Genomic DNA, 23,273 nt, shown 5'->3' on the forward strand with positions numbered 1-23,273 from the left:
CTCAATCACTGTAATTCAGACCACGCAGGATGAACGAAGAAAGACGCTGCGGGATCACACCCAACAGCCAGGTGCCGAAGTTCAGTGGGAATGGGAAGCTGATGCGTGCCTGGTCCGCGGCCAGGCCTCGCTTGATACGCCGGGCGGCCTTTTCGGCGGTCCACAGGAAGGGTTTGGGGCCGGGCATCTCGAAGCACATTTTCGATTCGACGTAGCCTGGGATGATCACATTGAGCTTCACCCCCTGCGGGGCCAGCCAGTCGCGCATCGCTTCGCCATACACCCGGATCGCCGCCTTGCTGGCGCTGTAGGTTGGCGTCACCGGCAAGCCGCGCCAGCCGGCCAGCGAGCTGAACAGGGCGATCTGGCCATGGCCGCGGGCACGCATGGCCGGCAAGGCCGCTTCTACGGTGGCGAGCGCTGCCATCACGTTGACTTCGAGCAGGGCGCGGCTTTCATTCCAGCACTCGGCCTCGCCATTGCTGCCCACCGCGGTATTGAGCCCGGCACCGACCAGTACCAGATCGGGCTGCTCGGCATCGCTGATCCGGCGCACCATGGCGCGCAGCTCATCCAGGTCACGCACGTCCAGGGCTTCGAGCAACACACGGGCGCCCAGGGCGCGGCATTCGCTGGCCATCTCTTCCAGGCGGTCCTGGCGGCGGCCTTGCAGGATCAAAGTCACACCTGGTGCGGCATAGGCTGGCGCCAATGCGCCGCCGATGCCACCGGTGGCACCCGTGATGAGAATGCAGCGGGGTGAAGAGTGTTGCGTCATAGGAAGTTTTCGATTCTTGAAGTTTTTGCCATCAACACATCGATGCAATTGCTCACGGCCATGTCGATGCCGCAGCGGGTGTAGAAGCCGCCGTTGACTTGCGTGGTGTGGATGACGGTGTTGCGAAAGTGTTGGAACAGCGCCATGTCTGGCGCCTCAGGGAGGTGCCAGAAGTCGTCCAGGCTGCCTTGCTGGGTGAGCCCCGGCATGGCGTAGATCGGGTTGGCCAGGGCAAAGGTCGGGCGGCTGTGCAGTAGCGCCGAAGCACCCGCGGTGCTGTTGACGGTGACCATGCCGGCGATATGCGACAGCAGTGTCGGCATGTGCCCGGTGGCGAGGAAGTCAACGCGGTCACTCACGCCGTACTGCTCGGCCAGCGCCTGGGTGATGCGCTTGTAGTTCACCAGGCCCGGGCTCAGCGGATGGTCCTTTACCAGCAGCCTGGCTTCGGACGGCGCGTGAGCGGTGAACGAGGCGATCACATGGTCGATGACCTCGAACATGTTGGCGAATGGCGAGTGGTCCTTGATCTGCGCGTCGCTGTCCAGTTGCAAGGGCAACAGGAAGGTTGGGCGGCGCTCGCGGGCGACTTCATCCACCAACTGATTGGCGCGGCGCGTGGCAAACAGCAAGCGAATACCCTGGCGGATAAAACCTGCGTACTCCATGGCTGCACTGTACGGCGCATGGGTGCGGTAATGAGGGAAGCACACTTTGTTCAGCGCCCCGCCGCTGTGATAGAGCACATCGTGCGCAGCCCGGGATACAAAAGACAGCTTGAAGGCATTGCCATTGCCATAGCGAGCAATGTGCTTGCCGACCTCGCGGTACCAGTCAGGGTCCCGTGGCAGCAGCGAGTTGTTGTTCACGCCGTCGCGCTCCAGGGTGATCCAGTAGGGGCGGAAATACCCTTCCTCGAACACATGCACACGAATACCAAGGCGTCGAGCCAGCACGATTGCAGGACGATGCACCGGACGGCAGTCGCCGAACAGCACAAGGTCAGTCACGTCCAGCTCACGAAAGCGTTCGCTGTAGAAGGCATCCAGCTCATCGGGTCGCATCGAGCAAGAGCTGCGTGAGCCTGCGTTGTACAACACGTCGCCCACATTGAAGCTGATGCAGTTCACACGTTGATCGTTTGCCCGCAATGCTTTGGCAAGCCGACTGAAAAAAGGCGAGCTGACGCCCTGTAGAAACAGAAAGCTGTTACGCGGATGTGGCGCTAGAGGGCGAAGCGTTGCTCGCGCCTTCAGCTTCTCAGGCGTTTCAAGCCCAATAAACTGCTCAAGCGCTGAATCAAGTCTTGCCATCTGGATGTTGCTCCGGGCTGCGGTAACGCGTGCCAATGCTGTAATTCGTAGAGAGCCTGTTCGGCGGTGGTGAAGCGGTTGGTGATGCGGCTGACGTAGGTGGGGTAAAGCAACAGGGTGCCGGCGACCAACTCATCGACGCTCAGTTGTCGTGAGCGACGGGCTTGCACATCGGCATGCAGCGACTTGTCCTGGGTCAGGCCCCAGCCGGCGTAGAACGGTTGGCCGTACGTAGTCACCGGCACGCCGCGCAACAAGGCTTCGAAGCCGGATTGCGAGGTCAGCACGTGCACCTCGTCGACGCTATCGAGCAACTGTTGCAGTGGTGTGTCGCCAATGACTTCATCGCACCAGTGCACCGTCTGCGCTTCGTCATCGCCCCGTGCTCGGGTGCCCGCCAGGACTTCCGGGTGCGGCTTGTACAGCACCCAGGCATCGGGGTTGCCCTTGCGTACGGCCTGCAACAGTTGCAGGTTGCTGCGGATGCGATGGGCGCCGAAGCGGATCGAGGCATCGCCTTCGACCTGGCCGGTTACCAGGATGACGCGTTGTACATTTGCGGGGCGTTGCCAGGTGCTACCAGGCAAGTTGTATTTGGTGATCCCGGCCTGGCAGATGGCCAGGCGCAGTGCGTGTGCCCGATCAAGCAGCGCCTGGTCGAAGGGCTCGGTGCGCAGAATGTGTTCCAGGCGCGAAGGGCGCGTAGCGTCGTAGTAGATACCCAGGTCGTCGACGACCCAGGACAACGGGCGAGCCTTGCCAGCGCCCAGGCCTACCGAACGCAGGAAACCATCTTCGACGCGGTGGACCGGATGAGGATGCGTGGTTAGGTCGGCGTCGTGCTTGCAGCCCCAGGACACCACTGAGAGCTTTTCAGTGAGGGGCTGCTCGGGTTTGACGAATCGAATAGCCGCACCGTCGAAGAACAACTTCACCAGTGGCTCTTTCCAGCGACTGAAACCCAGCATCTGCACAGTGTTCGGCAGCAGGCTGCGGTGGCGACGTTGCAGGCCGAGCCAGTTGATCAGCACTTCCGGGCTGCAAGGCTTGCCGTGCTCGGGGCAAACATAGCGGGGGTAGCCTACAAGGCTTGCATGGATCAACTGCGCAAGGCTTGCCGGCATGCGTCGGGACGGTGCCGGAAGGCGGTCATCGGTCAGGCCCCAACCGGCATAGAAGGGCATGCCCCAGGTGTGTACGGGCACGTTCCACAGCAGCGCATCGAAGCCCAGTTGCGAGGTCATCACGTACACGGCGCGCATGCGCGGCAGCAGCTCGGCCGGGTGAACATTGCGCGACAACACCTGCACACGAGGATGGTTTGCCAGGCCCTTCAGGTCGAAATGCCCCTGCTTGCGACCGGCCACTACGTCCGGATGAACCTTGAGCAGGACGGTGCTGGTGGGGTAGCGCTCCAGGGCGGCACCCAGCATTGCCATGAAGTCCTCTGGACCTGCGCCCTGCAGCGAGGCATCACCGAAGGTCTGGTCGGCGACCAGTACGCAGTCGTCAGGCAGGTCGAGGGACTCGATACGGGCGTCGTTGTACTTGGAGACCCGCTGTTGCTGCCATAACAGCTGCAGCGCCAGGGCACGCTCGGTTTCGCAGGCGGTCAGGGGCGTGGCGATCAATTGTTCAAGGCGTGAGGGAGCGCTGGCATCGTAGTAAATGCCCAGGTCATCGACGATCAGCGACAGCGGCGGATCATCGGTACCCAGGCCTACGGAGCGCAGAAAGCCGTCTTCCAGTGTCAGGACAGGTTTGTTGCTCTTCGCCGCGATGGCCATCGCCTTATGCGCGCTGGGTTTGCGTCCCCAGGCCATGATCTGCTCGGCCTGCTCTGCATCGCCCACAGCACCGTTATGCAGCACGTAGTCGGGCAGCAGCGAGGGCAGTGTGGCAATGCGTTGAGCACCTTTGGACAGGATCAACAAACGCGGGCGAGGAAAAGCGTCATCCATAAACGTGGAGCAGAAATCCGTTTGAGTGTGTGGCTGCGCGCGGCAGTGCCGATAGGGTGCCTATCGGGGAAATTATGTCGCGCGGATGTTAATACAAATTCACAAACGGATGACGGACATTTCGTACAAATAAGGAGAAATATCCGACAAATCTTAGGTTCACTCTGGGGGCTTCACCCTCGGTTGCTCAAAGCAGGCTGAGCAAGTAGTCGTACTTCTCCCGCAGCACTGCCATGCGTTGCTTTGCCTGGTACTCCTCGATGGTTTCCGGGCGCAGGCAGTGGTACAGCGCAGTCAGCAGGAATAGGTAGTTCAGGTTGCGCAGGGCCTCGTCGATGTCGAAGCGGGGGGGCAAGGCTGCACGGTAGGCCTCGATGAATTCCTGTTGCGCGGCGAGGAACACTTTCATGTCCTTGCGACGGAACAGGCTGCCAAGATAAGCACCGCCATCAAAGCCCACGCGCCCCACCTTGACCTCGCTCCAGTCGATCAACAGCAGTTTGCCTTTGTCGACGAACAGGTTCTTGCGCAGATAATCCATGTGGCTGATGCAGCGTGGGCTGCGTCGGGCGGCGGCTTGAAGGCGGGCCAGCACGGGGGTGAAGGCCTTGAACTTGTCTGCCAGGCCGGTGAAGCGCTCGTCGCGCTGTGCCAGGCGCTCGAGCTCAGGCAGGCAGCGGGCAAAATTGAAGCGCGGACGCAGCAGGAACCAGGGGCGGAAGAAGTCCATGCTCCACAGCAGCGGTGCCTTGTGCAGCGGCTGCTCGTGCAAGTAACGATGGCTCAGGCTTTCAAGCTCGACAATGCCCAGCGCCAGCTGTTTGGCGATGGCATGCATTCGCGGCGGTTTGCCACGTACGAACTCGGTGAAAATAAGGCTTTCGCCGGGGGTTTCGATAACCCCCAGGCAGGCGGGGTAGTGGAAGTGTTCACTGCCGCTGAGCATGCCCTGAATACGGTGGAATCGCGCTTCCTGGCTGCCTATAAAGGCGAGCTTGCGAATTGATTTCTCAACCAGTTCGACTTGCTGGCCGGTGCAGGGGTCGAGCAGTTGATGATGACGGACGTAGTTGACGAATGAAGCGTTCGAGTCAAGGTCCTGGCTAGTGATGTCCAGCGGCAGTTCGCCCCATTGAGGCATCAGCGCCTGCAGGTGGTGGTCCAATCGGCCTTGTTGCCAGCGGTAAAGCGTTCTGCAGCCTTGCAGGGGGTGTAGATCCGTATTCATGAGCTTCAACTTAGGCAACTGCCGTTTGTCCGATTTGTAGCGGTTTTGGTAACAATATGCTGAGTCATACAGAGCGCAGGCACAACGAAAAGTTTACCTTGCTGGCCGCCGGAGTGGGATGGAGGCCACATTGGCGCGTTTAAATTGGCCGCTCAGCCGTAAAGGGACTTTTCTAAATGTTGCAAAATCCTTAAAATTCGCCGCTCGAAACCATGTTGTTTTTCAGGGACGAAAGTCAAAAAATGAATCACCTCGCTATTGCTAAAGAAGCCCTTATCGCGCAAGCCCAGGCGGTTACCCAACTGGCAGATCGCTTGAATGGCGAATTCCAGCAGGCTGTTGAACTGATTCTCGGTTGCCAGGGACGCACCGTGGTCTGTGGCATGGGTAAATCCGGCCTTATCGGGCAAAAGATGGTCGCCACTTTTGCATCCACCGGTACCCCAAGTTTCTTCCTGCATCCGGCTGAAGCCTTCCACGGCGACTTGGGGATGCTCAAGCCGATCGATGTGCTGATTCTGATCAGCTACAGCGGCGAGACTGAAGAGCTGATCAAGCTGATCCCGAGCCTCAAATCCTTCGGCAATAAATTTATCGCCATGACTGGCAACGGCAACTCGACCTTGGCCAAGCATGCCGACATCTGGCTGGACATCTCCGTCGAGCGCGAAGTGTGTCCGAACAACCTGGCGCCGACCACTTCCACCCTGGCAACCATGGCCATGGGTGATGCACTGGCGGTAGCGCTGATCGAGGCCATCCAATTCAAGCCTATGGACTTCGCCCGTTACCACCCCGGCGGCAGCCTGGGCCGTAAATTGCTGACCCGCGTCAGCGATGTCATGCACTCGCCAGCACCGGTCGTTACCCCGGACACCAGCTTCCATGATTGCCTGATGGTCATGACTCAATGCCGTATGGGCCTGACGGTAGTCATGGACGAGCACAAGCTGGTTGGTATCGTTACTGATGGCGACCTGCGTCGTGCGTTGCTCGAAAACGAAGGGATCATTCACACTACCGTGGCCCACTTCATGACTGCCAATCCGCATACCATCAAGTCGGATGCGCAATTGTCTGAAGCCGAAGCCTACATGCGGGACAACAAGATCCGCGCCTTGGCTGTGACCGACCATGACAATGCGGTTGTGGGTGTGGTCGAGATCTTCGACTGATCCAGCGGCGTCACGCTGAAAGTAGAACGGGGCCTGAAGGCCCCGTTTTTTTGCTTGGTTATTGCGCCATCTTCGCCATCACTTGCGCATAGCCTGCCGCAGTGCCCAGCACCGCATCCTTGCCTTGCGCAATCAGAATGGCGTCCGCCACCTCGCGGAATGCACCGGTACCTCCAGCAGCACCGAGTACGTTGGTAGCCGCTGCCTTGACGTATGCCGGCGCATCGGCCACGGCAAACGACAGGGCGCAGGCTGCAAACGCCGGCAAGTCGATGCAGTCGTCACCGATACACGCCGTTTGCGCAGCGCTGACACCGGCTTCGGCCATCAGCTGATTGCAGGCTGCCTGCTTGTCCTTCACGCCGAACTGGCAGAGCGTGATACCCAGGTCGGCAACCCGCTTGCGCAGCGTCGCCGAGTCACGACCCGACAACACCGCCACGCGCACACCGTTCTCTTCCAGCAGACGCATGCCCATGCCGTCGCGCACATGGAAGCGCTTCAAGCATTCGCCCGTGGCGTCGTAGTAAATGCCGCCGTCCGTGAGGACGCCGTCGACATCGGTAATCACCAGGCGAACGTCATTGAGCGTCGGCTTTGCAGCTGGCGCCTGGCCGCTCATCAACGCACGCACTTGCTCCAGGCACTCAGGCGTATCAACGCCCGGGCCGGTCGGCTCCACCTGATAGGCACGAATGCAGTAACCGGCGGCCATCAGTCGCAGTTGCTCAAGCTTCTCGGCGTGCTCGAGCATTGGCTGTGGCAAGCCGCTGTAGTCGGCCAGTACATCGCGGCGATAACCGTAGACGCCCACATGCTTGAGGTAGTTCGCCACTTCACCATCACGCGGGTAGGGGATCGGCGAGCGGCTGAAGTACAGCGCATTGCCGTTGTTCGCCAGTACCACTTTTACCGTATTGGGGTTGGCGGCCTCGTGGCTGTCGATCGCGTGGCACAGAGTGCCCACCTTCACGCTGGCATCGGCGAGCATGCCAGCGGCCAGGGCTTCGATGTCTGCCGGGCGCACCAGCGGCTCATCGCCTTGCAGGTTGATGTAGATGTCTGCCTCGACCTGGGCCATGACTTCAGCCAGGCGGTCAGTACCGGAGGGATGCTCCGGCGAAGTCATCACACATTTGCCGCCGAATGCGCGCACGGCTTGTGCGACGCGCTCGTCATCAGTGGCAACGACTACCATCTGGGCATTGGCGACCTGCAGGGAACGCTCATACACGTGCTGCACCATCGGTTTGCCGACGATATCAGCCAGTGGTTTGCCCGGGAGGCGCGTGGAGCCATAGCGGGCCGGAATGACAATCGCGACCCGTTGTTCTGTGCTAGTCATGTTCACAATCCTTGCTTTGACAGACGCAGCTTCAGGCGATGTTCAGCGGTGGGAACGACTTGACCAGATCATCCAGGGCTTTGATCTGCGCCAGGAATGGTTCCAGTTGGTCAAGCGGCAGAGCGCTTGGGCCGTCGCATTTGGCTTGATCCGGATTCGGGTGGGCTTCCAGGAACAGGCCAGCCAGGCCAACACCCATACCGGCACGTGCCAGCTCGACCACTTGCTCACGACGACCGCCGGACGCTGCACCCGATGGGTCGCGCTGCTGCAGGGCGTGGGTCACGTCAAAAATGATCGGCAGGTTGTCGCAGGTACGCTTCATCACGCCGAAGCCGAGCATATCGACAACCAGGTTGTCGTAACCCAGGCAGGTACCGCGGTCGCACAGGATCAGCTGGTCGTTACCGGCTTCCTTGAACTTGTGCACGATGTTCTGCACTTGCGACGGGCTCAGGAACTGAGGCTTCTTGATGTTGACTGGCTTGCCGGTTTTGGCCAGGGCCATGACCAGGTCAGTTTGACGAGCCAGGAACGCAGGCAACTGCAGTACGTCGCACACTTCGGCAACGGGGGCAGCTTGGTAGATTTCGTGGACGTCGGTAATCACCGGTACGCCGAACTCGGCCTTCACCTTCTCGAAAATGCGCAGGCCTTCTTCCATGCCTGGGCCACGGTAGGAGTGGATGGAAGAGCGGTTGGCCTTGTCGAAGCTCGCCTTGAACACGTAGGGAATGCCCAGCTTTTCGGTGACGCGTACATATTCGGCGCAGGCGGTCAGGGCCAGGTCCAGGGATTCAAGGACGTTGATGCCGCCGAAGAGGACAAAGGGGGCGCTGTTGGAGCATTCGATAGCGTGTGAAATTTTCAATTAGTATCTCTCTTTAAAGCGTCTAGCATTGTTCAAGCAACATATTCGTCGTAAAGACGCAGCGCATTGATCAACATGGCTTCTTGGCGATCTGGTCGGTCGGAATGCAGCGGTAACATAGACAGGAACAGAAGTACCGTCAATGGAAGTATGGCCTTACCCTCTATGCCGGGTATTAACTCGGCATCCAAAAACGACTTCTGAATATTTAAAAGTCTATCGTCGGTGCGGAAGCGAATTGTAGGGGCCTGTGACTCAAAGCGTTCTATCTGGTAGCGCCCAGCGATAATAAAATCATAAAGTCCAACGACTGAGTGGCATGCCTTCGCCAGGTCGTATTTTTGATCACCCAATAGCGTGAGCTCTTGCTTCTGATTCATGCCTCGAGGGTCGATGACCTTGAGTGAGACACTACGAGAATCAAACAGGATATTGCTGAAGCAAAGATCGCCGTGAAGAATGGTTGGAATCAAAGGTAGCGCTAAGGTGCGCTGGATACAATCCTTGGCAATATCAAGGAGGGAGCCAAAACTACGCCTCCCGTAAGACATTGACGCGCTGAGGTTCAGGCCGGTAGCGCTGCAATATTCTTCGAGCCGGGCATAGGTTTTGTTTTCATACAAATGGATTGCATCGGCTGCAATGCTATCAATTTGAGCAGAAGACAAAATGTCCGAGGCGCACGCGCGTGCATCATTCAAAAAAATCGCGGTGAGCTTAAATATCCTGCGCCAGAAGAAATCGGGGTTCCGTCCGTGAACGAATACCTCATTCAAAGGGCTGCAAGGAAGATATTCAAGTACGTAATAGGGGGCGCCATTTTCTGGGTTCAAGCCGCTATCGATGAGCTGAGGCGTATAGCGTCGTAAGCCAATGGGGAGTTTTTTGAACCACTCACTTTCGGCAAGAATTTTTTTGTGGGCAGTTCCGGATTTCCAAACAATACCATTCTCTATGCGCAAGTCGTTAAATACGCGTTGAGTGGTAATTTGTGAGCGGGAAGAAAAATAGGTGTTGACATGACCCAGGTCATGCCAGCCGGATGCCTCTTCCACCGAAAGCGTATTGAAATCGGAATAAAGTCGCACCGACTTAACGAAATTTCCTTGAGACAGTGCAAGCGAGCGAATAAAGTGGCGCGGGGAAGAGAAGGAAAAATAACCGCACCAAACCAATGGCGAGCCGGCGGTGTTTTTTTCAGATTCCCAATTGTAATCATCATCCGATGGGGCGACAGCAATAATATCTAGCGCTCGAGGTATCTCATCGAGAAGCGTATCGCCATGTAATAGTCGTAGAGGCTCTTCAAAACTTTTGTGGGTGGTAACTGTGTTGAGAACAAACAGCAACGCCTCTGCCAAGCTGAACTGCTCAGGCACGTAGACGGGTTCTATGTCGAGCGCTTTAAATATATGTGTTTCATCAATAGTCAATTCATATCCATTGGGGAGCGAGACGTAAATCTGCTCACCGCAGGCTTTTCGCAGCATTGGAACTTGGTATTCCAGCAACTTTTTGTTGCCGAGAGGCAATAAACACGGAGGAATTCTACCAAATTCAGTCCTGAATTCAGGGATCACATAGGCTGCGGAATTGATGATGATCATGTTTCGATTCCTGTCAGCATTTTGATTTCATCGTATGAAAGATTCGCAAATTCCTCAGGTCGAATTGCCTTGTCGTCAACATAAAAACCTTCATGCCCACACCACGGTTTGCCTACGTAAATTTCATCGAACGGGACGTCATGGCGAGCCAGCCAGTCCATAATAACGGGGAGTGTGTTGGCAGTAATTTTCCCAACGTTCCCTGAGTAGGTGCGCATATTCCGGCTTGTGCTAATAACAATTTCGAAGCCCAGCGCTTTGTACTCTCGGAGCTTGTTGATTACAGGAATGTTTGGTGTGGATTCGGCGTATTTTCCTGCTTGTGTAGAGCAGATCGTCTCGTCTAAATCCATGATGATTCTTTTCATTAATTGTCCCGAATTATCTCTTGTCTGTTGAGTCTGAGTGACGGTCCAGAAGAAGTTGGTATTCCTCAGGTGTGCCGCAGAAATCAATCTGATCTAACTCGATAATGTCAAATTTGACGGTGGCGCCACGCTCGATCAATTCATTGTAAAGAGGTGCAATATAGTACTCTCCACGCACTGTGCGTTCATGCTTGAGGGCATCAAGAAAAAGAGCCTCGAAAACGGACTTTTGCTTGAAGTAATAAAGGCCGTCACTGCATAGGTCTGAGATTCGATCTTTTTCAGTTGTTCTGATAACGTCGTTCTGTCCGTTCGGTAGGACGAAAGACCAGTGATTGCCTTCGGCACGAAAAACCTCGAGATATCCATCGCACTGATCGATAAAATTCGGCTTTTTATAGGCGTGACGAAAAGTGTCTATGTTAAAAATGTAAATAGGAAAGTCGTCGTTATAGTTTTTTAGTGCTAAATATGCAGTCTCAGCCTGTCCGCGAGTTTCTTCGTTCAGAATGATGATTTTGAAGTCGGCGATTCCTAGTTTTCTTGCTTCATTTTCTACAAATGTAGGTGTGTCGTGAACATCTCTTACGACAAAAACAAAAGGCTCAGTGCTGAAGTAATGTTTAAATGAAAGTACCGAGTGAGAGAAAACAGAGGTGCCATTCAATTCAAGCTTGTATTTGGGTTGTAAATACCCTGCTTTAAAAAATCGACTACTCAGTCCAGCCATTGTAATCAAGATCATTGCTAAATATTACTCAGGTGAATGCTATTTTTGATTTGCGCATTTCAAGATACTTGCTATGAAATGCTTCAAGAAGTGGCTTGAGTTCGCACGCTTCAATATCGTCAGCCAAGTCGTCTTTGATGTCAGTAGAGTTAATGGATAGGGTGGTTGTAAAGTTTGACTTTTCTGGCTTTATGAACTTAACGTCAATGCCGTGAAGGAATAAATGGTTCGCCATCAAGGACTCTCCTGCAAAAGCGGATACTTGTTGGTCGAAGGAGTCTGAGTACTTAAACTGTTTGCTCGACCACACTTTCTCCCATATCGATGAATATATGTCCATGGCCTTCTTTGAGCCGATGGCGAACTGATCGCCATAGCCGACCGCTGTTAAATAGCTTACATATATTACATTTTGGTTGCTGTGGGCGGATTCTATATATTCTTTAATGTTTGGGAAGCTGATTTCCAAATCGGGCCTAGTGCGTATAACTACATCAAACTCCATTTCATGGTCTGATGAGTAATTGGTAGCAAGCTCATGGCATTTCTTAATCTTGTAGAACATTTTTGCCTGATTCAGATTGCCTCTGAGCCTCAGTTTTGGTGCTTGCTCCGATACGGCTTTCTCAAAAATTTCCTCGTCCTCAATTCTGACTGTAGCACTAGGTAGATAATTTTTGACGTAATCGGATGTAACTGAGCTAGTGATAGGGCTAGTGAGTTTCTTAGTCGTACGCGGAAGGTACTGTCTGAAGCCATCGGGCATTTTCAGTTCGACTGGCAGAAGATTCCATAGTTCGTTGCCAATCAGCCGCTGAACACGGGTGAACGTGGGGAAATTTGATCTTTGAGTTTTCCACGTGTCTATAAAAAGGTGTCCGTTGGTATGATCCAATAGCTCGGAAATCACGCTTTTTGAACTTTTTTCTATTCCCCGGAGTTGACCCGATATACAAATGGCAACTCTTGGGTGGGTGCTTTTGTATATCGGTGTTTTTTGGCAAATAGCTGACAGGGGGGAATGAAGTTCCATTTCAATTGAATGGCACAGATTTCTGTAGTGTAGCTCTTCATTGCTATTGGCTGTAAGTATGGATTTGCTGAGTTTTCGGTGTAGGGAGAATGCATAAAAATTACGATCGGATTTGCCGGGAACGAACTCAGGCAAAACCTCGGTCGTAGCGGAACCCAACACTACTGACGCCCTTGCATTAAGGTGAAGAACCTCCGTGTTTAAAACGGAGTTTTCGATCGCTTTGCTTGTGATTTCATAAGCAGAGTTAACTTCACTTGCGTGTAGAAAAGTTCTTGCTCCGTAAGCGATGAATGTTGGATTTTTTTTGAAGGTTCGCGCTGCTTCGATTCTAAAAAACATAACCCTGGCGGAGATATCGAGCTCGGTTGCCAGTGGTTTGCAAACAACTTCAAAGAATGCTTCAGATCGCTCGCCCGCGTTGTACGCTAGCCAGCTGAATTCATCTGCAGTACTAAAATTCCGTTCCTTGACGTAATTGGAGTATGTCTCAGCACATGTGGACGTGTGCTCTCGAAGCCTGGAGGTTTTTTCCGCGATTTCAACCTTCAGCTGATCGATTGCAGGGGAATGGGCTGCTAATGCGTCGTAGGCGATGGTGCTCTTTGTGATTTTTGTCAGCTCGAAAATGGTCCGAGTGAAGCCGCTATTCTCTCTGAGATTAGTAAGTGTTTCTTGCGGGCACGATGCGACCAGCTTCCATGCGCTACTGTAGTCACGGGTATTAAAGTGGCGCACAACAAGGCGAGCGACAACAAGTGGATGATATCTTATCTGTGTAAGAGGCGAACTTAGGACTGCTAGTGAGTCGCCATCAAATCCGAGCTTAAAGAGATTGTCGTACGCGCATAAATACCCGCGAGCTTTCATTGGGTATTTTTGTATGTAACAAAATCCGACTGCTACTAGTTTGATCGGATCGTTCTCGTGTGTCGTTAGTAGTTTTTCAAGCTCGTTAGCAGTCGGGTTGGAGTTCGAAATTTCAAAGTAAGCTTTATTGATAAAATTTGTAATGGGGTCGTTTTTTTTGAAATTTATCACGAGAGAACTCACTTAATGCCTGCGCGATACATGTAAAGTCTGCCGAGCGCTCTCACGTGAGTCGACTTGGAGTCAGCAAAAAATTTCGAAGGGGTTTCCTGGAATTTTTTGAATTTCCTGTCATTGGAGGTTCTACGAACCAACCATTGAATGACTTTATGTTCTAACTTTGGCTTGTGCGCAACCTGGAGATGTTTAAGAGGTTGAACCTGCATCTCTGCCTCCTCCACGGGACGCTTTTCGGTCTTTGCTGCAACTGGGACAACATTTTTAGCGGGGCTGGCAGCTTTTGCTGCGGGGGCCTGCTTTGCGGGGGGGTGTTTTTCCAGGTGACCTTTGATCGCCGCCATGCCGACTTTCCAGACACAGTTGTCGTCAATCTTTCCTTTTGGAGGAAGTATCGTTTTAAGCCCTGCGCCCCCATAAGCGTCTTCAAAAACTACGCCGCTGAACATTTGCGCATCTACCGGGTGCGGGCTATTAAAGAAGCGGTCGAGCAGCCGGATAGACTTATTGGGCTCGATATCAATAGCACGCAGACGATGACCCAAGATCGCGCAAACTTCTTCGATGAAGTCAAGCGCGCCACTATGAATCATGTGTACAACTTCTTCTCTACGAGCTTCCGCGGGGAATCGCTCCATAAACACAGGAGTCAAGTCGTTGTTCCAGTCGCGATCCATCCTGATGAAGGAGGTATCTTTGCTGCTGAACAACGTCTCGTAAAGAGGTACATGTTTGCAGAACGGGTGGAACGTATCGTGCCTGTCGATGAACTCGCCCAAGTAGCCTCTGATGGGCATTCCATACATATCAACGCGTCTCAGGGCTTGCCGGAAGGTGATGAGGTAGTAGCCACCAATCAGTTTCTTTTTGTCAGCGAGTTGATAGAGCGATTCTTGCATTGTTCCGGCATATCCGATGTCAACGATGCTGACATTGCCGTCATCCAGCAAGCCTACCTGCGTCAGATAGGACAGGTAATTTGTGCGCTCTTTTTCAGCGGCAGCAAGAATAATCGGAAGCATTTCAATAAAGAAAGGCTTCAGCATTTCCTGATGCCTGTTGTTGACAACAGTGTCCAGAGTCAGATTGTGTCCGGCGAGAATCGCTTCAGGGATTTCAGTGATATGAAGGCCGAAGCGTGTGGTAAGTAAATGGCGAATAGTGGTGCGAGAAAAATCTACATGCAGTAGATCCATCACGCCTGCAACATCTTTAACTTTAGCTAAGTTCACTGCGCGGCGCGAGCACAGTAGATAAATGCTCTTAGGCGCATCGGGATAAAGTTTGGCAATGCGATCATAGGCCTCCTTCATGATGAGGCCGTCGCGGGACAGGAAATACAGCCGATCAACTTTATCGCGAATGGCTTTTTCCAGAACCCATTTCACATAGCCGAGCAGCAACGGCCCATGACCGGCAAACCCGAGACGCCATGGGTCGCCGCAGAAAAGCGTTCCACGTCGATGAGGCAGGTAGGGGTTGTCATGGAACCTGTTGCCGATGATGGCGAGCATCATCTGCCAGTCTAGGGCGTGACGGTCTTCGTCGCGTTTCCACGGGATGAGATAGCTATCACATTCAGAGAACGCCTCTGATGCTTTCACCAGGTGGAATGGCTTGATGCTGCGGTCTTTAGCCTTGATGACGTCCGCGGCCAAGTTGTCGCCAATGTGGAGTATTGTCTTGGCGGGGATGTTCAGATCTTTCAGTACGTAATCGAAAAGCCGTCCATTATGCTTTTTGACTTTGGCTTCCGAGGAAACATAAAACTTATCGTATCCCGTATAACCATTTTTCTGAAGAACACTCTCCAGGAATGACTTGGGGAGGTACATGTCAGAAATCAAAATGATTCGACGCCCGAGGCTTTTGGCTTCATTGAACGCTTTGAAACCAGACAGTCTCGGGTACAGAATGTCCATCTCGGTTTGCATTTCCAGCGCTTTAACTTTGTTAGCAGTTTCAAAGCTAAGTTCTAGTTGCTGGGAGAATGCATGATAGATGTGATCAATGTGCGTCTCGCCTTCGCCCCTGGCGATGGCCGCTTCAAAGGCCGCTTTTTCCGCAGCGCGTCGTGCATTTTTAAAGTTGAGCGAAGGGATATTGCAAATCGCCCGCACCTCTTCCTCCATCATGGCAAACATGTCGGATGGAGATTTCAATGGGCGGTAAAGCAATGTGTCAAAAATGTCGAATGAAACAACAGGGTATTTTGCTATCTGATGAGACAGCTCAACGCAGTGGTCAATAGTCGATTCGTTATTGACTCGTTTGGAGTACCCAAGCTGCTTCAGGTATTCTTCTTCACGTCTGAATTTCTTCAGTGGTTCAACAAAATCAGTGCCGTTGTTCCACTCTGGGTAGCTACCCGATGGCAGCGTGCTCGCTTTCTGCAGCCAATCCAGGTACTTGGCGCCCTCGGCGGCGATGAGCTGAATCGGGACATGCCGTGTCTTGATGGTGGTGATGATAGTACTGTCGCGGCTAACTTGCTCTCTGGAGGAAATTTGCGCGAGGAAGTCTTGCCATTTAGAGGCGCTTGCAAACTTGGAGATATGGCTTTGTCCCAGCGTTAGTAGGGGCTTCTGCCAGAATGCTGCCTGGTACCCGAGCGACGAGGAGATGGAGACGACGCCGTCGACATCAGGAACGATAAGTTGGGACACCGAAGGAATGTTGTCAAATAGCTCGACATATACAAAGTTCGGGTAGCGGGATCGCAAGTACTCGATATTTTGTCGAGTCAGTACGGCGCTTCTGGTTTGCCCCGACCAGTAGTTTGTGACGAGGAGCGCGTAATCACTTGGAATCTTTTCCAGCACTTCAATCAGAACATCAAATTGGCTTTTTCGGCCAATCACAGAACTGATCATGAAGTAATTGTCAATTTGCAACGGTAGCAGGATGACGCGCTGGAAGCGCTTCTTCACTTCGCTGAGAGCCACTTTCGTAGGGGCTACGCTATTCAGGAAGCGCCGTTCATACTCGCGCAACTCTTGAATGGCATCGTGGTCTTCGGGTGCGCAGGCGTCCAATTTGAGAGGGGCGCTATTTTGCAATAGGCCGTCATCAAACGAAATAAGTTCTGGATAGGGAGAGCGCGAAAAAAAGCCAGGCATTTGATAAAGAATGCGTGCTTTCTCAAAAATTGATTGGAGGTACGGCATAGGGGATTCCCACACCAGTACCACATCGGGTTCAAAACCCTCGGGCAAACCTTCTTTTATCAGGCCTGTCAGTCGATCTACCTCACCTTCGCGGAACGTCCCTTCTTGATGGCGAAGAGAGCGCTCAAAGGTGTTTTCGCCTTCAGTCCATTGAATAGGGTCAATGACGGATACCGTTCCAAGCGCTTTCATATGCCCGTCACGCAACGCATGCTCAGCTACCGCTGTGCTCATGATGCAGTGAACATTAGCGCCAGCCCCTTTGAGGGCGACAACTTGCGATACGATGGAACTGCGCAGGGTAGGGTAGCGGAATACGGGATTGCCCAGCTCGATGGCCGGCTCTAAGAAGAAAATAATATTCATGTAATATCTCGATATTCCTGCCCCGCGCAGGTCCCTCGCACGAGGCTTATTCATAAACGTAGTTTGCAGTCTGTAGTGATCGAACTGGCCAGCGGTTAGTTATAGGCGCCGGTCGCTCGTCCCAGAAGCATGGTTTGTACGATAGGCGAAATGATTTTCTGCCATTCGTAAACTGCCGCATTGGTCACATAGATCGTGTCATCAGGTTTGATAGCAATCTGACGAGCGTAGAAGATGGCGGCTGGATCACGCATGTTCAGTCGCAGTACCGTAGGCTTAGAGTTCGCGTCATCGCTCATACGGAACACAAATACACCCTCGGGATTTGCATTCTGCTCGCGCAATCCACCGACACTACCGAGTGCGTCCAGTAGCGTAGTCTTCTGGCTAGGCAAATCTTTCAGGCCTGGCTCCCCCACCGCACCCATTGCCACAAATCTCTGGCGAGCACGGTCCAACACAACTTCCGAGTTTGGGCTCAGCACCATGTTGTTGCCAGACAGTACATCCTCATAGTTGAACTGTTGAACTTGGCTGCCAGTACGTACGGTGACGTTGACCAAGTGTGGTTCCATTACCGGGCCACCTGCCTGATTAACGGCATCCAGCAACGTCAGTGGGCCTTGCAAGGTGCTGAAGCGGCCTGGGGTCTTGACTGCGCCGGCAACCAGTACAGAGCCCGACAGGTCACCCACTAGTTCAACGTGGGTCTGGACGTCAGTGGTAATACCTTTTAGCTGACGACGAATCATCTGTTCAACCTGATTCAGGGTCATGCCCGCAACGAACTGGCGCCCTACATAAGGCAGTGAAAGCATGCCCTGAGCATCAATGCGCGACTTCAGTTGAGTGCCACCGGTGGCCAGTGGGGCGAATACGGCAGAACCTACTGGTGCGGTGTCGGCGATCAGTACGTTCAGCGTATCACCTGGGGCCAGGCGCACTTCCGGCGATAGCGGCTTGGTGACGCTGGCCACTACAGGGCGTGCAGCGCCGGCCATGTACGGTGCGATGTTGCTGGAATTGATGTCGACCAGGTTGTACGGCTGGTTCTTGGCCTCGATATCGCCCTTGTACGGGCCGGCACCGGAAAGGGTGCCGCCACATCCCGCCAGGCCCAGGGTCGCGAGGGTCAGTGCTGCCAGTTTCAGGTTGAACTTGTGAGAGACAACAAGGGATTTAATCACGATGATCCTCGATCGAAGCCAGGATGAAGCGGGTGATGCCGTACAGCATGAGCAGGCCTAGCAGGATGGTTGCCAGGTTGTACAAGCGCTCTGGGTACAGGGCCAGTTGTGGGGTGTTGGGGCTGACTACGGTGACCAGGGTGCGGATTTTTTTGCTGGCCTCGATACGGGCGTTGTCGAGGGCGGCAACCGCGGTCTTGTAGCTTTCTTCGGCGATGCCGGCGTCCAGGGTCAGTTGCTGGAAGCGCGAGGCGACCACGTTCAGCTGCGAGCCGTTAGGCGATGAAACCAGCAGGCGTTTTTCCTTGGCCAGTTGCTGGGTGATCGCGTTGACCTTTTGTTTTTGCTGTTTTACCTGAGGCGAGTCAGCGCGCAGTTTGAACAGCATTTCGGTAAGTACGGCCTGCTCTTTGGTGTACTGGCCTTCCAGGTCGGCAATGATGGTGGCACGGCTTTGTGCGGTGTTGCCGCCGTCCAGTACCTTGTTGACGTTCTGGAAGTCGAGCAGCTCGGTCTTGCGCTCGGCATAGTTGATGCGGGCGGTTTCCAGCTCACCTTTGGCAAACTTCATTTGCTCGCGGGCAATGCTGTGGCTCACTTCGTTGACGAAGTGTTCGCTGGCCTTGAGGATGGTGCGCAGCATCTGCTCCGACAGCTCCGGGGTGAAGGCTTGTACTTCTACACGCAGCAGGCCGGTGGTTTCGTCGTAGTGCGCCGACACCATGCGCTGGTAGTACTTGAGCAGGTCTTCGCGTTCGGCGTCCTTGTTCAGCCAGAAGAAGATGTCGCTGCGCTGGGCGGCGTACTGCTCGATCCAGTGCAGGCGCTCTTCGAGCAGCAGCATCATGTCCATCGACACGATGTACTCGCGCAGGTACAGGGTTTCTTCCCGAGAGGCCGGATTGGTGCCGGTCAGCAGAGTGGCAAGGCCAGGCACCTGGGCGCCCTGGTTGCCGCCATCCTGGCGGACGACCACCTGGGCGGAGCTGACGTAGCGATCGGAGGCGAATACGCCGTAGTAGATAGCCGCGAGGATCATTGGCACGACCACCATGCCAATCGCCAGGCGCCAGCCCTTGTTTTTACCCGTACTGCTCATATGTGATGCATCCTTGATGTGGAACGGTGCTGCGATAAAAGGGGGGTGGATCAGGTGTTGTAGGCCTTGATGCCTTCGGCGACGTCTTCGTAAACCTGGATGCCGCCGTCACGCACCAGCAGGACGATGTCGCACAACTTCTCGATCTCCGGCATGGAATGCGAGACCAGTACGACGTTCGACTTCTGCAGCTTTTCCTTGAAGACTTCGGCGCATTTGCGCTTGAACTGGGCATCACCTACCGACATCACTTCGTCGATGAGGTAGTAGTCGAAGTCGAAGGCCATGCTCAGGCCGAATGCCACGCGTGAGCGCATGCCGGAGGAGTAGGTCTTGATCGGTTCATCGATCCAGTCACCGATTTCAGCGAACTCCTGGACGTAGCGGACCTTCTCGCGCATGGCCTCGCCTTCGGCACCGTAGACCCGGCACACAAACTTGATGTTGTCGCGGCCGGTCATGCTGCCCTGGAAGCCGCCGGTCAAACCTACGGGCCAGGAGATGCTGCGGTCAGTCACTACCGAGCCGGAGTCGGGGATATCGGCTCCACCAAGTAGACGCATCAGGGTGGACTTACCTGCACCGTTACGGCCGATCAGGCCGATGTTCTTGCCTGGTGGAATGGCCAGTGACAGATTACGGAAAACGTATCGGCGACCGTTGGGTGTCAGGTAGGACTTGGTGACGTTTTTAAGTTCGAACACGGTGGACTGTCCTTATCCGTTCTTGGTCGACATCAGGTGCAGTCGGCGGGCACGGTAGCTGCCCAGCGCTATGAACAGCAGTACGATGGTGAAGGTAATAACGTAGGTTTCAGACACACCATCGACAGGGGTGTAGTGGGGCAGTACTTCGGCGCGGATCAATTCGACGAGGTGCAGGAAGGGGTTGAGCAGCAGCACCGGCATCATGGCCTGCGGGAGGTAGGCTGCAGGCAGGAGCACGCCGGAGATGAAGTAAAGCGGGAAGAAGGCCATACGGATGATCATCTTCAAGCTGGGCAGGGCGTGGGTGATCAACGCCAGCAGCATGCCCAGGCCAAAGGCGAACAGCAGGCCCAGGGCCAGCGTCGCAGCCCACTGCAACGGGCTGTGCACAGACATATCGAAGCCGTACCAGGCAAAGCCGAAGACCAGAATCGCGTACACGGTGGCGCTGATGCAGGTTTCAACCAGCACCCGGGCAACATAGGTGTCCAGAGGTTTGATTTGCTTGTAGCCGAACAGCGAACGGTTTTCGCGAAGGCTGTCCATCAAGCGAAGGGCGGTGTTGCGGTAAAGCAGAAAGGGGGCCATGCCCACCAACACGAATACTGGGTACTCAACACCGGCCACTGTGCGGCCGCGAATCAGAGCAAACAGCACGCTGAAGATCAGGAGGTGGCAAATCGGCTCAATCAACGTCCAGACCGCCCCCATCCGACGATCCCCAAAACGCGCACGCGCTTCGCGGAGAACCAGGGCAAAGATGACTGATTTTTGGATCTGGAAGGAGGAACGAGGCTTCAAGATGTTTACCGCAAAGCGAAGCAGTGCGCCGGGGCACACTGGTGAATTCATTTCAGGAAAATTCCGGTTCCGCGCCGTGTTTTGGGGAACTGGATAGCTTCCATGCTTTAAAGGCCCGCGAGATTAATCGCTAGGTGGCATAAGCGTCAAGCGAGAGGACTGTAGGACAATTCTTTCGGACTAATGGTAATTGGCCTGCATTGGGTGATATCAAAAAGCCAGTTTGTAACCGATCATCAATAGCATTCCCGCCAGGCAAGGCCGCAGTACGTTGTCGGAAATACGTCCGGTCAAATGGCTGCCAATGTAGATGCCGGGCAGCGATCCCAGCAGCAGGTAACCCAGCAATGACCAGTCCATGTTGCCCATGCTGGCGTGGCCCAGGCCTGCGACCAACGTCAGGGGTACGGCGTGGGCGATTTCGGTGCCGATCAGGCGGCGGGTGACCAGGAACGGGTAGAGCAGGAACAGCGCCACGGTGCCCAGGGCGCCCGCACCAATGGATGTCAGCGAGACCATGATGCCCAGGATGACGCCGGTGACCACGGTCAGCAGGTTCAGGCTGGTGCCGCTCAGGTGGTAGCGGTCGCCGGCGTGTTTGCTGGCGAAGGCTTGCAGTTTGCTTTTGAACAGGATGGCCAGCGCGGTGAGGATCAGCACCACGGCCAGGCCTTGTTTGATGACGGCATTGGCGGCCTGGGTATCGGCGTCCAGGGAGCTCAGGAACCACAAGGTCAGGGCGGCAGCCGGGACGCTGCCCAGGGTCAGCCAGCCGGTGATTTTCCAGTCGATGTTCTTGTTTTTGCCATGCACCCAGACGCCGCTGGCTTTGGTGATGGCCGCGTAGAGCAGGTCGGTGCCGACGGCGGTGGCCGGGCTGATGCCGAACCAGAGAAGGATGGGGGTCATCAATGAGCCGCCGCCGACGCCGGTCATGCCGACGATAAAACCTACGACGAGGCCTGCAATGGTAAAGCCGAAAGAACCTACATCCATATTCTCTAAACGCCCAACGTGCCCGTGATCGGATGGCAGCCAGCATAAAGGTTTTTTTATAGCCAAATAGACTAGTTCGTTATTAGGTTATAACTGTTGTGGGGGCGGGCTTGGCTCGTGATAGCGACTTTCCAGATACATTGCATCGCGGGGCAAGCCCGCTCCTACCTGAGTGTGGTGGTGCTTCTGGATGTTTCCTTGGCTGGCTAAATATGGTCCTAGGAAATACCCTACGCGGTCTGTCGATCCCGTTCTGATTGCCCTTGGAAACCGGTCCTTCTAGGCTCCTCGGGTCGCTGTAGGTACAGCGATCGGGTGTGGAAACCCGAGCAGGTGAACGGTGTTGTCGTTATGGCAGCTGTGCGCGGGAGGTCTCATGGCCTGCCGGGCTTACCCGTTCGCCCGGTTTTCCACCCTGCGTACAGCTGCCACCCTTAGTGTGGAAACGACGGGTTGCAGCCCAACTGAATGGGTTCGCCATGAAAAAACTTGTCCCCGATCCACCCACCTCACTCTATCCCACCCTCGACAAACCCTTCGGCGACTGCACCGCCGGCCACCCCCAACTCTTCTCCGTCAACGCCGGCATCGCACCCCACGACGCGCTGGTACATACCTCGTTGTACCTGCGCTGCGCCTACGATACGGCGCACAAGGCATTCGATGGCATCGATGATTCAGCCAAGGGGTTTCTCTGGTCCACGCTGCACTCGGTGGAAATGGCCAAGGGCTTGATAGAGGCCTTGCTGGATGCGCTGGAAGATCGTCAGGTGACTCAGGGCTAGCCGTTGTGGGCAAGCCCGCTCCTACAGGTGCGGCGGGAGCGGGCTTGCCCCGCGATCCGGCTACCGATCCGTCATCACCACCATCACATGCGCATCCCCGCCATCGTCGGTCTCCGACAGATAGATATGCCCTACGTTGCTGTTGAAGTAGGCCGTTTCCTGCGGCCCGATGCTCACCGCTTCGCCTGTCTCGAACACAATTCGTACCCGCCCGCTGAGCACCAGCGCAAATTCCTGCCCCGGGTGGCGGATGAATTCATCGAACTGCTGCCGCTCCCGGGCAATGATCCGCGCATACATCGGGGTCATCAGGCGCTCGGGAAATTCCCCGGCGATGGGGTGGTAGTCGTAGGTCCCGGTGCTATAGCCGGGTGCCGTGGGCAGTGAGTTGACCACCACCGTGGTCGGCGCCGGTGCATCGCCCATGCCGGTCGAGCGAAACAGCTGGGCGATGTCGACGTTCAGTGCTCGCGCCGCGGCAGCCAGTTTCTCGTAGCTCACCGACACCTGCGCCAGTTCCATTTTCGACAGGGTCGACACCGGTACCCCGGAGCGTTCCGACAGTTGCTTGAGGGTCAGTTGCTGGCTCTTGCGCACCAGCCGCAGGCGGGCGCCGACTTCGGCGCGGTCGATCAGGGGCAGCGCGCCAGGGCGGTCGGCAGCAGGGGAGCGGTCGGCACTCATCAAGGATCTCGGTCGGGCATCAGGG

The 23,273-nt window shown here is 55.1% G+C and carries 19 protein-coding genes; 2 read left to right on the forward strand and 17 right to left on the reverse strand.

Annotated features, from left to right (window positions below; all coding sequences use genetic code 11):
* Position 1: 1 nt before the first annotated feature.
* The 4 genes from NPS58_RS02710 to NPS58_RS02725 form a co-directional block, all read right to left on the reverse strand.
* The gene (locus tag NPS58_RS02710) at positions 2 to 778 is read right to left on the reverse strand and encodes an SDR family NAD(P)-dependent oxidoreductase (protein ID WP_274113287.1); all 777 of its coding nucleotides are present in this window, start codon (positions 776 to 778) and stop codon (positions 2 to 4) included.
* Positions 775 to 2,091: a capsular biosynthesis protein gene (locus NPS58_RS02715; RefSeq protein WP_337994254.1), complete on the reverse strand. Its 1,317-nt coding sequence runs from the start codon at positions 2,089 to 2,091 to the stop codon at positions 775 to 777. Before NPS58_RS02715 ends, NPS58_RS02710 begins: the two co-directional genes overlap by 4 nt.
* Positions 2,031 to 4,052 (reverse strand): capsular polysaccharide biosynthesis protein, encoded by a 2,022-nt coding sequence (locus NPS58_RS02720; RefSeq protein ID WP_274113291.1) that lies wholly within the window; start codon positions 4,050 to 4,052, stop codon positions 2,031 to 2,033. The genes NPS58_RS02715 and NPS58_RS02720 overlap by 61 nt, the downstream gene beginning before the upstream one ends.
* Positions 4,053 to 4,239: 187 nt before the next feature.
* Positions 4,240 to 5,280, reverse strand: a complete 1,041-nt coding sequence (locus NPS58_RS02725) for a phosphotransferase (protein WP_274113293.1) — start codon at positions 5,278 to 5,280, stop codon at positions 4,240 to 4,242.
* A gap of 242 nt (positions 5,281 to 5,522) precedes the next feature.
* Between NPS58_RS02725 and NPS58_RS02730 the strand changes: the two genes are divergently transcribed.
* Positions 5,523 to 6,455 carry a KpsF/GutQ family sugar-phosphate isomerase gene (locus tag NPS58_RS02730; RefSeq protein ID WP_274113295.1) on the forward strand — a complete coding sequence of 311 codons (933 nt, stop codon included), beginning with the start codon at positions 5,523 to 5,525 and terminating at the stop codon, positions 6,453 to 6,455.
* A gap of 58 nt (positions 6,456 to 6,513) precedes the next feature.
* On the opposite strand, the gene kdsB is transcribed toward NPS58_RS02730, so the two are convergent.
* The 12 genes from kdsB to NPS58_RS02790 all read right to left on the reverse strand — a co-directional run bounded on the left by kdsB (position 6,514) and on the right by NPS58_RS02790 (position 21,779).
* The gene (kdsB, locus tag NPS58_RS02735; protein WP_274113297.1) at positions 6,514 to 7,800 is read right to left on the reverse strand and encodes a 3-deoxy-manno-octulosonate cytidylyltransferase; all 1,287 of its coding nucleotides are present in this window, start codon (positions 7,798 to 7,800) and stop codon (positions 6,514 to 6,516) included.
* A 31-nt stretch (positions 7,801 to 7,831) separates the two neighbouring features.
* A complete protein-coding gene (gene kdsA, locus NPS58_RS02740) occupies positions 7,832 to 8,671 on the reverse strand; it encodes a 3-deoxy-8-phosphooctulonate synthase (RefSeq protein WP_274113299.1) in 840 nt (279 codons plus the stop codon).
* Positions 8,672 to 8,703: 32 nt separating this feature from the next.
* Positions 8,704 to 10,278 carry a hypothetical protein gene (locus NPS58_RS02745; RefSeq protein ID WP_274113301.1) on the reverse strand — a complete coding sequence of 525 codons (1,575 nt, stop codon included), beginning with the start codon at positions 10,276 to 10,278 and terminating at the stop codon, positions 8,704 to 8,706.
* Positions 10,275 to 10,646, reverse strand: coding sequence for a capsular biosynthesis protein (locus tag NPS58_RS02750; protein ID WP_274113303.1), 372 nt, complete (start codon positions 10,644 to 10,646; stop codon positions 10,275 to 10,277). Before NPS58_RS02750 ends, NPS58_RS02745 begins: the two co-directional genes overlap by 4 nt.
* A 13-nt stretch (positions 10,647 to 10,659) precedes the next feature.
* Positions 10,660 to 11,376, reverse strand: a complete 717-nt coding sequence (locus tag NPS58_RS02755; RefSeq protein ID WP_274113305.1) for a glycosyltransferase family 2 protein — start codon at positions 11,374 to 11,376, stop codon at positions 10,660 to 10,662.
* A gap of 28 nt (positions 11,377 to 11,404) precedes the next feature.
* Entirely contained in the window at positions 11,405 to 13,450 is a 2,046-nt protein-coding gene (locus NPS58_RS02760) for a hypothetical protein (RefSeq protein ID WP_274113307.1), read from the reverse strand.
* 8 nt (positions 13,451 to 13,458) lie between these two features.
* The gene (locus tag NPS58_RS02765; RefSeq protein WP_274113308.1) at positions 13,459 to 16,989 is read right to left on the reverse strand and encodes an HAD family hydrolase; all 3,531 of its coding nucleotides are present in this window, start codon (positions 16,987 to 16,989) and stop codon (positions 13,459 to 13,461) included.
* A gap of 95 nt (positions 16,990 to 17,084) precedes the next feature.
* The gene (locus NPS58_RS02770; RefSeq protein WP_274113309.1) at positions 17,085 to 18,176 is read right to left on the reverse strand and encodes a polysaccharide biosynthesis/export family protein; all 1,092 of its coding nucleotides are present in this window, start codon (positions 18,174 to 18,176) and stop codon (positions 17,085 to 17,087) included.
* Positions 18,169 to 19,275, reverse strand: a complete 1,107-nt coding sequence (locus NPS58_RS02775) for an ABC transporter permease (RefSeq protein ID WP_274113310.1) — start codon at positions 19,273 to 19,275, stop codon at positions 18,169 to 18,171. The genes NPS58_RS02770 and NPS58_RS02775 overlap by 8 nt, the downstream gene beginning before the upstream one ends.
* 50 nt (positions 19,276 to 19,325) lie before the next feature.
* Positions 19,326 to 19,979, reverse strand: a complete 654-nt coding sequence (locus NPS58_RS02780) for an ABC transporter ATP-binding protein (RefSeq protein WP_274113311.1) — start codon at positions 19,977 to 19,979, stop codon at positions 19,326 to 19,328.
* A 12-nt stretch (positions 19,980 to 19,991) separates the two neighbouring features.
* Positions 19,992 to 20,834, reverse strand: coding sequence for an ABC transporter permease (locus NPS58_RS02785; protein WP_274113313.1), 843 nt, complete (start codon positions 20,832 to 20,834; stop codon positions 19,992 to 19,994).
* A 159-nt stretch (positions 20,835 to 20,993) separates the two neighbouring features.
* Positions 20,994 to 21,779 (reverse strand): sulfite exporter TauE/SafE family protein, encoded by a 786-nt coding sequence (locus NPS58_RS02790; RefSeq protein ID WP_274113315.1) that lies wholly within the window; start codon positions 21,777 to 21,779, stop codon positions 20,994 to 20,996.
* Positions 21,780 to 22,258: 479 nt separating this feature from the next.
* Between NPS58_RS02790 and NPS58_RS02795 the strand changes: the two genes are divergently transcribed.
* Positions 22,259 to 22,564 (forward strand): DUF3077 domain-containing protein, encoded by a 306-nt coding sequence (locus NPS58_RS02795; protein ID WP_274113317.1) that lies wholly within the window; start codon positions 22,259 to 22,261, stop codon positions 22,562 to 22,564.
* A 60-nt stretch (positions 22,565 to 22,624) separates the two neighbouring features.
* Here NPS58_RS02795 and NPS58_RS02800 read toward each other — a convergent pair whose 3' ends face one another.
* Positions 22,625 to 23,248: a helix-turn-helix domain-containing protein gene (locus NPS58_RS02800; RefSeq protein ID WP_274113319.1), complete on the reverse strand. Its 624-nt coding sequence runs from the start codon at positions 23,246 to 23,248 to the stop codon at positions 22,625 to 22,627.
* Positions 23,249 to 23,273 lie beyond the last annotated feature (25 nt).

This window comes from Pseudomonas putida (assembly GCF_028682455.1).
Lineage (GTDB): Bacteria > Pseudomonadota > Gammaproteobacteria > Pseudomonadales > Pseudomonadaceae > Aquipseudomonas > Aquipseudomonas putida_AA.

Bases quoted from the DNA above. Each gene is read 5' to 3' on its own strand.
- NPS58_RS02730 (WP_274113295.1), top strand. From the start codon at position 5,523: ATGAATCACCTCGCTATTGCTAAAGAAGCCCTTATCGCGCAAGCCCAG.
- kdsB (WP_274113297.1), bottom strand. From the start codon at position 7,800: ATGACTAGCACAGAACAACGGGTCGCGATTGTCATTCCGGCCCGCTAT.
- NPS58_RS02720 (WP_274113291.1), bottom strand. From the start codon at position 4,052: ATGGATGACGCTTTTCCTCGCCCGCGTTTGTTGATCCTGTCCAAAGGT.
- NPS58_RS02765 (WP_274113308.1), bottom strand. From the start codon at position 16,989: ATGAATATTATTTTCTTCTTAGAGCCGGCCATCGAGCTGGGCAATCCC.
- NPS58_RS02725 (WP_274113293.1), bottom strand. From the start codon at position 5,280: ATGAATACGGATCTACACCCCCTGCAAGGCTGCAGAACGCTTTACCGC.
- NPS58_RS02800 (WP_274113319.1), bottom strand. From the start codon at position 23,248: ATGAGTGCCGACCGCTCCCCTGCTGCCGACCGCCCTGGCGCGCTGCCC.
- NPS58_RS02795 (WP_274113317.1), top strand. From the start codon at position 22,259: ATGAAAAAACTTGTCCCCGATCCACCCACCTCACTCTATCCCACCCTC.
- NPS58_RS02790 (WP_274113315.1), bottom strand. From the start codon at position 21,779: ATGGATGTAGGTTCTTTCGGCTTTACCATTGCAGGCCTCGTCGTAGGT.
- NPS58_RS02715 (WP_337994254.1), bottom strand. From the start codon at position 2,091: ATGGCAAGACTTGATTCAGCGCTTGAGCAGTTTATTGGGCTTGAAACG.
- NPS58_RS02755 (WP_274113305.1), bottom strand. From the start codon at position 11,376: ATGGCTGGACTGAGTAGTCGATTTTTTAAAGCAGGGTATTTACAACCC.
- NPS58_RS02750 (WP_274113303.1), bottom strand. From the start codon at position 10,646: ATGAAAAGAATCATCATGGATTTAGACGAGACGATCTGCTCTACACAA.
- NPS58_RS02710 (WP_274113287.1), bottom strand. From the start codon at position 778: ATGACGCAACACTCTTCACCCCGCTGCATTCTCATCACGGGTGCCACC.
- NPS58_RS02745 (WP_274113301.1), bottom strand. From the start codon at position 10,278: ATGATCATCATCAATTCCGCAGCCTATGTGATCCCTGAATTCAGGACT.
- NPS58_RS02775 (WP_274113310.1), bottom strand. From the start codon at position 19,275: ATGAGCAGTACGGGTAAAAACAAGGGCTGGCGCCTGGCGATTGGCATG.
- NPS58_RS02785 (WP_274113313.1), bottom strand. From the start codon at position 20,834: ATGAATTCACCAGTGTGCCCCGGCGCACTGCTTCGCTTTGCGGTAAAC.